This window comes from Halomonas sp. 72 (assembly GCF_052379785.1).
Lineage (GTDB): Bacteria > Pseudomonadota > Gammaproteobacteria > Pseudomonadales > Halomonadaceae > Vreelandella > Vreelandella citrativorans.
In genome coordinates, this window is the sequence record NZ_JBQSYY010000005.1 from 142,835 (window position 1) to 154,969 (window position 12,135).

The following is a 12,135-nucleotide window of genomic DNA, read 5'->3' on the forward strand; positions in this document are numbered from 1 at the left end:
GAGAGCCACTATGCAACTGGTGATTATTAGCGGCCGCTCTGGCTCTGGCAAATCAATCGCATTACAAGCGCTGGAAGATATTGGCTATTACGCCATTGATAATCTCCCCGCCATGTTGCTTGGTTCTTTGGTTGACGAACTCCGTGACGAGGGTGAGCGCACGCATCTAGCGGTCAGTATTGATGCCCGCAACCTGCCAGCGGCGCTTGAGCGCCTTCCCGCACTGCTTGAAGAGCTGCGCGCGCGGCCTATAGATTGTCAGGTTATCTATCTAACCACCGATTCACGTATTTTACTGGAACGCTATTCTGCGACACGGCGACGCCATCCGTTAACGCGCAACAGTGATATGACGCTTGAAGAGGCGATAGAGAAAGAGGAAGAGACGCTCAACGAAATACGTGATTTGGCCGACCTGCGGATTGATACATCACGCTTATCGGTCCACGACCTGCGTCGGCGCATTTCAGACCAGGTAGCCCACCAGCGCAAAGACCAGCTAACACTCACCTTTGAGTCGTTCGGCTACAAGCATGGCGTACCCATGGATGCAGATTTAGTCTTTGATGTACGCTGCCTGCCCAACCCTTATTGGGACCCAACGCTACGCCAGTACACAGGACGTGATGCCACGATTATTGCGTTTCTGCGCGGCTACCCGATTGTCGAAGAGATGAGCCATGATATTCAGGCAATGCTTGAGCGCTGGCTGCCTGCTTACCAAAATAGTCAGCGCAGCTATATGACGGTGGCTATTGGCTGTACCGGCGGGCAGCACCGTTCTGTGTATATTGCCGAACAGCTGGCGCAAAAGCTGGCACCGCTCATCGGCGAAGTCCAGTTGCGTCACCGAGAACTGGAGCTGCAATACACGCTACGAGGAACCCGGGCAGAGCCACCGACGGCTCCTCCATTTTCCGAGTAGACGCCCAGCCCTACGTAAACGCTTATGCCTAATGACACCACTCGGAAAAAAGGAACCAGGGTGCCAGAAAGAACCTTAACGCTTACCAATCAGCGCGGCCTACATGCCCGCGCCGCCACAAAACTGGTGAAGTGCAGCCAGCACTACTCCGCCAGCATACAGGTGTATAAACAGCAGCAAATGGCTGATGCAGCCAACATCATGTCGCTATTGATGCTGGCCGCACCCTGCGGCACCCAACTGCGGATTTGTGCGGAAGGCGAGGATGCCGAACAAGCGCTTGATGCAATCCAAGCGCTGTTCGACGCCCGCTTTGACGAAGATCAGTAGTGCGGCTTTTTTAGCTACCGGCGACGGTCATCGCATCCACTAACCAGCTGCCCGTATGAATGCTGCCGCGCGTATCGATATCACTTCCGATACCGACAAGGCCTGAGAACATACGCTCAAGGTTTCCAGCGATGGTAAATTCTTCAACCGGATACTGGATTTCTCCATTCTCGACCCAGAAGCCCGCCGCACCACGCGAGTAATCCCCGGTTACGCCGTTCACGCCTTGGCCCATTAGTTCGGTAACCCAAATGCCTCGACCCATCGTTTTAAGCAGCGCATCACGCGTCTGCAAGGGTGCGTCTAAACGCACGTTGCGGGCACCGCCAGCATTCCCCGTGGTTTGCATGCCCAAGCGACGGGCACTGTAGGACGAAAGCATATAGCTTGCGATACGCCCCTGTTCGATAAAGCGGTTATTACGTGTCTGTACACCTTCTCCATCAAACGGCGTACTGGCGGTCGCTCCTATTTCCATAGGGCGCTCTTCCAGACTAAACCACTCAGGAAATAACGGCGTGCCCAAACGGTCACACAAGAAAGAGGATTGGCGATACAGCGCACCACCCGCCAACGCGCCCAATAAATGCCCAACCAGACCACTAGACAGCGAAGGATCAAACAGAATGGGAAAGGTGCCAGTTGGCGGCCGCTTGGCACCTAACCGGCGCAGCGTACGGGCCGCGGCCTCGCGCCCTACTTCACTCGGGTCGCGCAAATGCTGTGGATTACGCGCAGAGGTATAGTCATAGTCCCGCTGCATACCGCCTTCATCCTGAGCAATGAGCATGCATGAAAGGGAGTGACTACTGCCTTTTTGGGTACCTAAAAAACCATGGCTGTTAGCATAAACCCGTACGCCCTCACCGCTTGAAAGCGACGCGCCTTCTGACTGACTAATACCCTCAACGTCACGACCCGCCTGCTCGCAGGCAAGCGCAAGGTCGATTGCTTGCTCAGTTGTCAGCGCCCACGGGTAATGAACCTTAAGGTCCGGCAATTCGGTCGCCATCTGATCGGCATCCGCCAAGCCAGCCACCGGGTCTTCACCGGTATAACGCGCAATGGCTAATGCTTTCTCAACCGTTGCTTGAATCGAGGCACTGCTGGCGTCACTCGACGATGCACTTCCTTTGCGCTTGCCGACGTAAAGCGTGACGGCAATGCCCTGGTCTCGTGAAAGCTCAACCGTCTCCACATCGCCCAAGCGCACGCTAACGCCCACGCCCTGATCAACGCTTGCGCCCACTTCCGCCGCATCGGCTCCCAGGCGCTTGGCCAAGGTCAACGCCTCTTCTGCACGCGCGGTTAACAGTGCCTGCTGCGAGGATGCATCAAATGCCTGTGCCATATAGCCTCCTTTTTCGTACGAATCTCATCGCCGAATCAATGTTCTTGTCGCAGCCTGATATAATGCTGCCAACGAATCTTGTCTGTGAGCCTTACTATGCCGAAGAAACGCCCCGAGCCCCTTGATACTCAAGAACCCGAAGAGCGCCCCAGCAAGTCGCAGCTCAAACGCGAAATGCATGCACTCCAAGCGCTCGGCGAAACCTTAATCGCCATGAAACCTGCTGAGCGTGCCCGCTTTCCTCTCTCCGACGACATGCTGCGCGCTATCGAAGAGACCTCTCGTATTCGCTCCCACGAAGGGCGCCGCCGTCATATGCAGTATGTCGGCAAGCTGGTTCGCAAAGAGGACCTGACCGCGATTCAAGGTGTCTTTGACTCAATTGAGCAGGAAAAAGAGCAGCGCGACCATGCCTTTCATCGTCTTGAAAAGTGGCGGGACCGGCTTATTGGAGAAGGCGATCCTGCCGTTGACCAGTTTATGGCAGACTATCCCAACGCGGATCGCCAAGCGCTACGTCAGTTAGTGCGCAACGCTCAGCGTGAGCGCGATCAGGACAAACCACCCGCCAGCTCGCGTAAGCTGTTCAAACTTCTCCGCGACACGCTGGCGCTTTAACACTTACGAGGACTGCGTACCGCCAACGGTTAGCTCATCCAGTTTTAGTGTGGGCTGACCCACCCCAACCGGTACGCCTTGACCCTCTTTGCCACACACGCCAATGCCTGTATCCAGCGCCATATCGTGGCCGATCATGGAGACACACCCCATCGCCTCCGGCCCATTACCAATCAGCGTGGCGCCCTTAACGGGAACCGTAATGCGACCATCCTCAATCAGGTAGGCTTCGCTGGCTGAGAATACAAATTTGCCCGAGGTGATATCCACTTGGCCGCCACCGAAGCTAACGGCATAAATACCTTTTTTGACGCTTTTGATAATATCCTCGGGTGCATCCTGGCCTGCCAGCATGACCGTATTGGTCATGCGCGGCATGGGTAAATGCGCAAACGACTCGCGGCGAGCATTACCGGTTGGCGCCATGTTCATTAATCGGGCATTCAGCTTGTCCTGCATATAGCCAGTAAGAATGCCGTCTTCGATCAACGGCGTGTTTTGCCCGGGCGTGCCCTCGTCATCGACACTTAACGAGCCGCGACCATCAGCAATCGTGGCATCATCGACCACCGTCACACCCTTGGCAGCGACGCGTTGCCCCATACGACCCGAGAATGCCGAACTGCCTTTACGGTTGAAATCACCTTCCAGCCCATGGCCGACGGCTTCGTGCAGCAAAATACCCGGCCAGCCAGAAGCCAGTACCACCGGCATTTGCCCGGCTGGCGCATCGACCGCTTCAAGATTGACGAGCGCTTGGCGTACGGCCTCTTTTGCGTATCGCTCGGCAACACCTTCATTACGCAGGCGAGCCATGGAGTAGCGTCCGCCACCGCCTGCACTGCCGCGCTCTCTGCGGCCATTTTTCACGGCAATTACGCTAACGTTAAAGCGCACCAGCGGGCGAATATCCGCGGCCAAAGTGCCATCACTGGCACGCACCAGAACTACTTCGTAAGTGCCTGAAAGCGAGGCGCTTACCTGAGAAACGCTAGGGTCAGCCGCGCGAGCGATGCGATCAGCTTCTTTTAGCATGGCGACCTTCTCTTCAGCAGTCAGCCCCGCTAAAGGATCAACACCAGCGTAAAAAGGGGCCACTGAAACCGGCTTAACGGACTGCCCAGGCAAGCGCTTGCCACTACGCACAATGCCTGAGGCCGTGCGCCCGGTATCGATCAGCGCATCCGCACTAATCTGATTGGAGTAGGCAAAGCCGGTTTTTTCTCCGGCCAGGGAGCGGACGCCCACACCGCCATCAATGTTGTAGCTTGCCTCTTTTACCTCACCATCCTCCAACACCCAGCCCTCTGTCCAGGTGCGCTGAAAGTAGAGATCGGCGTAATCCACACCCGCGCCCATGGCGTACTCAAGGCCTTTATCAAGCCCATCAAGGTCCAAGCCACCCGGCGTAAGAAGAATGGAAACGGCGGAGTCTATATCGCTCTTAAATGCGGTCATTCGGAGCCTTCTAAAGTAACCTGCGGCGAAGTCCAGGGGCCTCGCGCGCGATAATGAATGGTCGTCGCTCGGTCCAGAGCGCTGCCAAAAAGCTGATCAGCAATAAATAGTGCGCCACCTACAACAGGAGCGCCCACCGCAATGGCGGCAATGGGCAGTGTTTGCGTCACCGGCATCACAACGCCAAGGCGCAAATCAAGCTCTCGATGAAGCAAGTTAACATTACCGGTTAGGGTTAAGTTGGCGGCAGGTGCTTTAATTTGCAATGGCTCGCTCAACGAAAGCTGGCCATTTTCGATAGCTGCCGTGCCGTCAACGCGATCAAAAGCGGTACCCGTGCCGGTGACGTCAGAAAAATCCAACCGCAATCGACGCAATATATTATCGAAATTCAGCAGGCCAACGAGACGCACCGGTGCAGAGTCCAGATGCATAAAGCGCCCATCCTGCACGTCGATGCCTATGTCGCCCTGCGCCTGATTTAACGAGAACTGCCATGGTGCGCCTGCCCAGCCAAGATTGGCGGTTGCGGTAGTACGTCGGCTGCGTAAGGCAACGGGTTGATCCATGCGCTCAAGAGCGGTACCTACATCGCCGCCTTCAATGGAAATATTGGCCTGGGTTCGACTGGTCGAGGCATCGCCCTCCCAATAGAGTTCACCACGAGCAGAAAGTTGCCCAAGCGTTAACCCAACCGGCATTAGCGAAAACCGGCCTGGTTCAGTGTGCCAATAGGCGGATAAAGGCCCGAAACGGCTTTCCCCCATGCTCATTTCCGCCAACCGAAGTCGCCCATCGGGTAGCTCAGCCAGCCACTCAGGAATAGCCGCAGGCACTGTGCGCTGCGTCTCCACTTCACCGAGCCAGGAATCCGGCGAGGTCGTTTCTGACTCACTGCTCGTATCTGCCAAATTAGTCAGCCGATCCAGTGCTAACTGGCTAATGGTGATATCCAGAGGGTGCTGAGCTGCTTGCTGATAGCGAAGATGCCCCGTCACCAAGTCGCTCTCAAGCGCTGCGGTAACTGTGCCATTCTGTACACTGCCGATTAATGCCGCATCACCAGCGCATGCTTGCTGATAGACAAGGCAAGCGGTATCCAGGGAAAACTCCAACGGCGGATGCTGACCGGATAGTTGAGCGGTTAGATCACCGCTCACACCCTGGTCGCCTCGAAACAGTGGAGCGACGGCTTGTTGCCACGCCATTGGGTCAATGCGAGGAAGGTTTGCCTGTAAGCGAAAGCCAGACTGCATCGGCCACTCGGGTGCGCTTACCTCAGCATCCGCCACATGCAGGTTGCCTGACACGTCACCTAACCGATCCTTTAAGCGTAAATGCGCGATATCGGCCAAGCGGCTCTCCACCCGGCCACTGTCGAAATCAGCATTAAGCGTCCAGGGCCAAGGCTCGCCTACAGCCTTGGCAAAAGGTTCAGGCAGATCAAGACGCACCCCTTCAAGCTGGCTTTCTAGAGATAGCGCAGGGCCTGGCTCAAGCGTTACGCGCCCTTGCCACTGCATCGTTCCATCAAGCAGCTGCTTGCCTTGCTCGGCAGGTATATCCACCAATGAGAAAAGTGACGCCACCGGCGTTTGCCCCCGCAAGCGGATACCGTCTCGCTGGGTATGCATGTCAGCACTAATATCGCCGCCCAATAGCTGTCCATCGACACTGCCTATTAGCGCCATGCTGTCACCGTACTGCTGCCAGGTTAACTGGCCCTTTACCGCCCGAAGCGCCTCGCCCACGGGGGCGTAAGCGACACGGGTGAGCGCAGGGACTGCATTGACTTCCAGCTGGAAATTATCTGGCGCTTCCAGAGGTAGCGATATGGCTAAATCAGCCTCTACCTCGCCTTCAGCCTGAAGGTCGTTGAGAATATTCATATCGACATCAGGTATCGATGTTAAAAATGCGATCAGGGCGGAGCCATCGCCATGCAGGTTACCCGACACATTGAGTATCTCATCTTGCATGGTCAGCTCGCCTTGTGAAGCGGTTATACCGCGACTCTGGGCATGCTCAACCCGCGCTTCAAGCACCTGATTTTGCCACGTTAAACGCCCTTCAACATCCTCCAGGCGAGGCCAGCCGGGGGCAATAGGCAAATGCCCTTCGGTTATCTTTAGTGCCAGCGTTGCGGATATATCATCAGCGCTAATGTCGCTCTCGATAGGCAAACTCAGTTTGAGCGAACCATTAGGCACCTTGCCGCCAATATCATCTAGCAGCCAGTCACGCAGTTCCTCATCGAATACATGTAAGGGCAGCCATTGACCCAGAGGGCGCTCAAGCGCATCGACATTGGCAAAATCGATATCCAGTCCGAACCGACCTGTCTCCTCTGCAACCACTAACCCAAACCCACCGCTTATCTGGGCATCGTCCCAATCCACGTTAATTTGACGGCCGCTGACCATCGTATTAGGTCCATCGTAGACCCACTCTACGATGCCCTCAGCCTGCTGAAGCTGCATGGGTTCGGTGAACAAGTCTGGGAAATAGAGCGAACTGTCACCGGCACTATTAAACGTCACCCGACCACGGGAGTCCCGAGCTTGAACCCAGGCATCCATGGGGCCGCCACCTGGTGCGCCTTCCCAGGGCGATACTTCGACGCTGGTTAACGCCGCATCGACCTCCCAGCTACCCTCCTTCTGGCCTAAGCTCAGCCCTTGCACCCGCCCCCTCGGAGCCAGCGTTTCCAGTACACGCGTCACGGATTCGGGTAACAATACGTAGTCTCGCCAAGCAGTGAGTGAAGCCAGCTCAAAAGCACTGGTACGCAGCGCCCACTGGCCTGGCCGATGAGACAGGTACCAGTGATGCGGCAGTGCTGGGCCTTCTATCGCCTCGCCAGGTTCGGCCCAATCAACACTCTCTGCGTTACCGCTTAACCACGCTTCACCGCCCTCTCCTTCGCGTTGCCACTCACCCTGTGCTTGTATGTTTCTTAGCACGGCGAACTGAATATCCTGGCGCAGCACTAGCTCAGGGATATCGATGGCAAGGCGCACCTCCTGAAGCCCGCCTTCATACCAGCGGCCCCACACGCGTGCATCGCCTCCGGCCTGCTCCAGGTTCGGCACATGTTCTGGCCGAAACAGCTCAACCAGCGTCAGTAACTGATCAAACTGGGCCTCCAGCTTCAACGTGGCAGAGAAGTCGTTCAGGCCATCTCGGCCCGGCTGCATTTCCGCTAGTAGCTGTACAGCGGGTATTGGTGGCGCTTCGCTACGCTCCGAATCAAGAACGTCGACCGTACCCTGAAGTTTTGCCCCTTGCTGATTGCCGGCTAATAACAGCGCAGGAGCTTCGAGCATGACGCGCTCTTGCTTGCCGTGCAGCACAACACGTGTGTCATCAATCCAGATTTGCTGGCGCAATACCCATTCCGTCCAGGCATCAATGGTTGGCAGGTCAACATCCTGCTCTGGCGCTATATGCACCGGCAGCTTGGCAGGGTCGGGCCACTGCCAAACGTCGTCCACTCCTTGATAAAGGTGAAATTCGGTTTGATGTAATCTGATATCGCTAAAAATAGGCAAGAGATTACGTAGCGATGCGCCAATATCCAGACGCAGCTCGGCTTGGCGCAGTGAAAAAAGCGGCTGACCGCTCGGCGTTTCGGCCCCAAAGCCTTCAAGCTCCACGATCAACTCACTACGCGCCATTGAAAAGGAGAGGTTTTCAATCGTTACCGGCACACCAATCTGAGCTTCCAAAAAAGCTTCAACATGCGGCGTCAAAGTATCTGCCTGACTGACCATGAGCCGGAAAAGCAGCGCTATTACCGCAATACCGCCCAGTCCCCAGGCAAGCAGAAGTAAACTCCAACGCGTCAGCGAGCGGATCGTCATGGCATCACATCAACACAATGTCGTACTGCTCTTGTGAGTAGTGTTGCTCCACCTGAAAACGAATCGTTTTATTAATAAACGTTTCCAAGTCTGCCACTGCCGCCGACTCCTCATCCAGCAGCCTATCAACGACGGCCTGGGAAGCAAGCACGGTATACGTTTCAGGGCTATAGGCGCGTTCTTCACGCAGAATCTCGCGGAAGATCTCGTAGCACACCGTTTCAGGGGTTTTGAGCGTGCCGCGTCCGCTACACGTAGGACAGGCATCGCACAACGTTTGCTCAAGGCTCTCACGAGTACGCTTGCGCGTCAGTTGCACAAGCCCTAACTCGGTAACACCGGTGCATTTGGTCTTGGCATGATCACGCTCCAGCGCTTTTTCAAGCACACGAATAACCTGGCGCTGATGCTCTACCTCCGCCATATCGATAAAATCGATGATGATGATACCGCCCAGATTGCGTAACCGAAGCTGGCGGGCAATGGCCGTTGCTGCCTCGAGGTTGGTCTTGAAAATGGTCTCTTCGAGGTTGCGGTGCCCAACGTACCCCCCCGTATTGACATCAATGGTTGTCATCGCCTCGGTCGGGTCAATAACCAGATATCCGCCTGACTTCAGTTGCACCTTGCGGCCCAGCGCCTTCTGAATCTCATCTTCTACACTATAGAGATCAAAAATGGGCCGCTCGCCTGGATAGTACTCAATTCTATCCACGGCATAAGGCATAAACTCTTCGGCAAATTCGACCAGCTTGACAAAATTTTCCCGAGAATCGATACGCACTTTCTCGATGTCATCACGCATCACATCGCGCAAGGTACGCATAAACAGCGGCAAGTCGTCATAAATGACGTTGGACGGCGCCGCACTAATTTTGCGCTCGGTAACTTTACGCCAGATACGCAGCAAAAAGTGCATATCGCCCGCCAGCTCCTCATCGCCGACGCCTTCAGCGGCCGTGCGTACGATAAAGCCGCCAGTCACTTCCAATGTTTGCTCAGTAATGCTGCTATCCAGCAGGGCCTTCAGGCGCTCGCGTTCACGCTCATCTTCAATGCGCTGCGAAACTCCATGATGAGGAGAGTCGGGCATATACACCAGATAGCGAGAGGGAATAGAGAGGTGCGTGGTAAGACGCGCCCCTTTCGTACCAATGGGGTCCTTGGTTACCTGTACAACCAGCGCTTGCCCCTCGTGCAATAACTGCCCAATGGTTTGCTGCTCATCAACGGGCGTGCCGGAGGGCATAACTTCATGGGCATGGATAAACGCCGCGCGCTCAAGGCCAATATCGACAAAGGCAGCCTGCATGCCAGGCAATACGCGAACCACTTTGCCTTTGTAGATATTACCTACAATGCCACGTCGTCGTGAGCGCTCTATAAGCGCCTCTTGCAAAACGCCATTTTCAACGAGCGCAACCCGTGTTTCCATGGGCGTTAAATTGATGAGGACTTCACCGCTCATGCAAAATTCCTTCTCGGTTCACGTATATCACACCCGTTACAGGGGGCATGAGACGACGAATAAGTGTGCGAGTATTAATGCCCCATCCAAATAGGCACTCCCTGCTGGCCAAGCAACTGCGCCGTTTCATAAAGCGGCAAACCCACAACGGCAGAGTGGCTACCCTTGATTTCTTCGACAAAAATGGCGGCCAAGCCTTGTATGGCATATCCGCCCGCCTTGTCCGCTGGCTCACCCGTTAACCAGTAATCGCTAATTTCCTGAGCGGTGACCTGTCGCATCTTGACGTCCGTCGTTACGCAGCAACACAGCACCCCCTTGGGCCCCGTAACAGCCACCGCCGTCAGCACCTGATGCGTCCGATTCGACAACTGCCTCAGCATGGCGGCGGCATCGTCTGCATTAACCGGCTTGCCCAGAATAGTACCGTCTACCACTACGGCGGTATCCGACCCAAGCACCGGTAACAGCGTCTTCGGCGCAGCGGCCAAGGCCTTGGCAACCGCAAGACGCTGTACATAAGCCGCTGCTGACTCTCCCTGTTTCGGCGTTTCATCTACATCGCTGGGTATAACACTCACCGTCACCCCAATGGACGCCAGCAGGTCTCGCCGCCTGGGTGAAGCAGACGCCAAACAAAGCATGGGCGATGATGTAGTAGCCAGCGTTGACTGCATGCCTAAGCCCCCAGTAAGCGTCTTTCCAGTGCCTTAAACATGGTAGCTAACCATGGCCATAAAAAGGCACTGATTAACGCCGACATCAGGAAAGAGAGGTGTATTGAGAACTCCCCGGTTAAGGTACGTAACCACTGCTCGACTAACTGCACCAGGCCAAGCAGCACCAGCACCAATAGCGACTGTTGAACCAGTGAGTACGCTCGAAAGCGCGGATACACCAGGGCGCATAGAAACGCTAATAACGACAATATCAGCGCATGTTGACCAAGCGCCGTTCCCTCTACCAGGTCAAGCAGCAGCCCAAGCACAAAGCCATGGAAGACACCGACTCGGTCAGGTGAACGCATACACCAGTAAATCAGCATTAGCCCGATCCATTCAGGCCGATAAACTTGCCACCCCTCGGCCAGTGGCATGACTTGCAAACACAGCGCCAGAATCAAGCTAAACCACACCACTACCAAAGGTACAACAGGTGCACGCGCCATTAGCGAACCTCCTGAGGGTCAGCAGGTACCGCTGGCGCAAGGCGCTGGGCTGCATGTATCGCGCTGGCTGAGATATCCATGGACTCATCCCAAATTGAATCTTCGATGTCTTCGCGCGGCGGTGGGAAAAGTAGCAAGAAATGACGAGCACGCTGCAACTGGGCAGTAGGTTCAGCCGTTACATGCGCAAATGGCTGGCCGGGGTCATGATAAACGTTGGTAACGCGCGCAACGGGGTATCCTGGTGGAAAACGACCGGCAATCCCTGAGGTGGTGAGCAAGTCGCCTTCCCGAATATCCGCCGTGTCTGGCACGTGTAATACATTGACGCTGCCATAGCGACCAGCCCCCTGGACAATAAAGCGCAATCCGTTACGGTTAATCTGAACCGGCAATGCATGGCTTGCATCTGCCAGCAACAGCACACGACTAGAGTACGCTGAAACGGCTGTCACTTGGCCTACCAGCCCCGACGCATCAATCACAGGCTGCCCAACATACGCCCCGTTACGATGCCCACGATCAACCACCATTTGATGGCTAAACGGGTCATTATCCAGGGAAAGCAGCTCTGCACTGATATAAGGAATTTGGCGCCGTTCTGCGGCGTTTAATAGATGACGAAGCTCGGTATTTTCAGCCGTCAGGTTGGCCATGCGCTGCCCACGATGAGACAGCGTCAGAATTTGTTCGCGCAGTCGGCGGTTTTCGTCCACCAATGCCTGCTGATCAGACAGCGCGAGCGCGCCCCAATTCAATAGATCGCTAGGCACGCTAACAATCCATTGAACAGGCGCAACAACCATCGTCATTTGGGCGCGCACGCCTTCCATGCGTGTAAATCGGTGGTCGGCAAACATCAAGGCGCTTGCCGCCAGCACGCAGAAAAACAGCCGGTAGCCCGGCAGCGACCCGTGTGAAAATAGCGGTTTAATAGGCAATCCCCCGCGATAA

At 55.6% G+C, this 12,135-nt stretch carries 10 protein-coding genes; 3 read left to right on the plus strand and 7 right to left on the minus strand.

The genetic code is table 11. The features are described from left to right. Positions 1-10: 10 nt before the first annotated feature. Together rapZ and ACT3T6_RS07530 are read left to right on the plus strand one after the other, a co-directional pair. A complete protein-coding gene (gene rapZ, locus ACT3T6_RS07525; protein WP_193053811.1) occupies positions 11-925 on the plus strand; it encodes an RNase adapter RapZ in 915 nt (304 codons plus the stop codon). 60 nt (positions 926-985) lie between these two features. Then, positions 986-1,255, plus strand: coding sequence for an HPr family phosphocarrier protein (locus ACT3T6_RS07530; RefSeq protein WP_172116307.1), 270 nt, complete (start codon positions 986-988; stop codon positions 1,253-1,255). Positions 1,256-1,265: 10 nt separating this feature from the next. On the opposite strand, the gene pmbA is transcribed toward ACT3T6_RS07530, so the two are convergent. After that, positions 1,266-2,606 (minus strand): metalloprotease PmbA, encoded by a 1,341-nt coding sequence (gene pmbA / locus ACT3T6_RS07535; RefSeq protein WP_193053812.1) that lies wholly within the window; start codon positions 2,604-2,606, stop codon positions 1,266-1,268. Positions 2,607-2,702: 96 nt separating this feature from the next. Here pmbA and yjgA point away from each other — a divergent pair, with 96 nt between their 5' ends. Beyond that, entirely contained in the window at positions 2,703-3,224 is a 522-nt protein-coding gene (yjgA, locus tag ACT3T6_RS07540) for a ribosome biogenesis factor YjgA (RefSeq protein ID WP_192526324.1), read from the plus strand. A gap of 3 nt (positions 3,225-3,227) precedes the next feature. Here the strand turns inward: yjgA and tldD are convergent, their stop codons facing one another. From tldD to mreC, 6 genes are all read right to left on the minus strand, one after another. Further along, positions 3,228-4,682, minus strand: coding sequence for a metalloprotease TldD (tldD, locus tag ACT3T6_RS07545; RefSeq protein WP_193053813.1), 1,455 nt, complete (start codon positions 4,680-4,682; stop codon positions 3,228-3,230). Further along, positions 4,679-8,545, minus strand: a complete 3,867-nt coding sequence (locus ACT3T6_RS07550) for a YhdP family phospholipid transporter (protein WP_193053814.1) — start codon at positions 8,543-8,545, stop codon at positions 4,679-4,681. Before ACT3T6_RS07550 ends, tldD begins: the two co-directional genes overlap by 4 nt. Before the next feature lie 4 nt (positions 8,546-8,549). Then, positions 8,550-10,013, minus strand: coding sequence for a ribonuclease G (rng, locus tag ACT3T6_RS07555; protein ID WP_193053815.1), 1,464 nt, complete (start codon positions 10,011-10,013; stop codon positions 8,550-8,552). A gap of 74 nt (positions 10,014-10,087) precedes the next feature. Continuing rightward, positions 10,088-10,690 (minus strand): Maf family protein, encoded by a 603-nt coding sequence (locus tag ACT3T6_RS07560; RefSeq protein WP_193053816.1) that lies wholly within the window; start codon positions 10,688-10,690, stop codon positions 10,088-10,090. Positions 10,691-10,692: 2 nt separating this feature from the next. Continuing rightward, on the minus strand, positions 10,693-11,181 hold the full coding sequence (gene mreD / locus ACT3T6_RS07565) for a rod shape-determining protein MreD (RefSeq protein WP_172116300.1): 489 nt from the start codon (positions 11,179-11,181) through the stop codon (positions 10,693-10,695). Continuing rightward, positions 11,181-12,122 carry a rod shape-determining protein MreC gene (mreC, locus tag ACT3T6_RS07570; RefSeq protein WP_193053817.1) on the minus strand — a complete coding sequence of 314 codons (942 nt, stop codon included), beginning with the start codon at positions 12,120-12,122 and terminating at the stop codon, positions 11,181-11,183. The genes mreD and mreC overlap by 1 nt, the downstream gene beginning before the upstream one ends. Between the last annotated feature and the right edge of the window lie 13 nt (positions 12,123-12,135).

Bases quoted from the DNA above. Each gene is read 5' to 3' on its own strand.
- rapZ (WP_193053811.1), top strand. From the start codon at position 11: ATGCAACTGGTGATTATTAGCGGCCGCTCTGGCTCTGGCAAATCAATC.
- pmbA (WP_193053812.1), bottom strand. From the start codon at position 2,606: ATGGCACAGGCATTTGATGCATCCTCGCAGCAGGCACTGTTAACCGCG.
- yjgA (WP_192526324.1), top strand. From the start codon at position 2,703: ATGCCGAAGAAACGCCCCGAGCCCCTTGATACTCAAGAACCCGAAGAG.
- tldD (WP_193053813.1), bottom strand. From the start codon at position 4,682: ATGACCGCATTTAAGAGCGATATAGACTCCGCCGTTTCCATTCTTCTT.
- ACT3T6_RS07550 (WP_193053814.1), bottom strand. From the start codon at position 8,545: ATGACGATCCGCTCGCTGACGCGTTGGAGTTTACTTCTGCTTGCCTGG.
- rng (WP_193053815.1), bottom strand. From the start codon at position 10,013: ATGAGCGGTGAAGTCCTCATCAATTTAACGCCCATGGAAACACGGGTT.
- ACT3T6_RS07560 (WP_193053816.1), bottom strand. From the start codon at position 10,690: ATGCAGTCAACGCTGGCTACTACATCATCGCCCATGCTTTGTTTGGCG.
- mreD (WP_172116300.1), bottom strand. From the start codon at position 11,181: ATGGCGCGTGCACCTGTTGTACCTTTGGTAGTGGTGTGGTTTAGCTTG.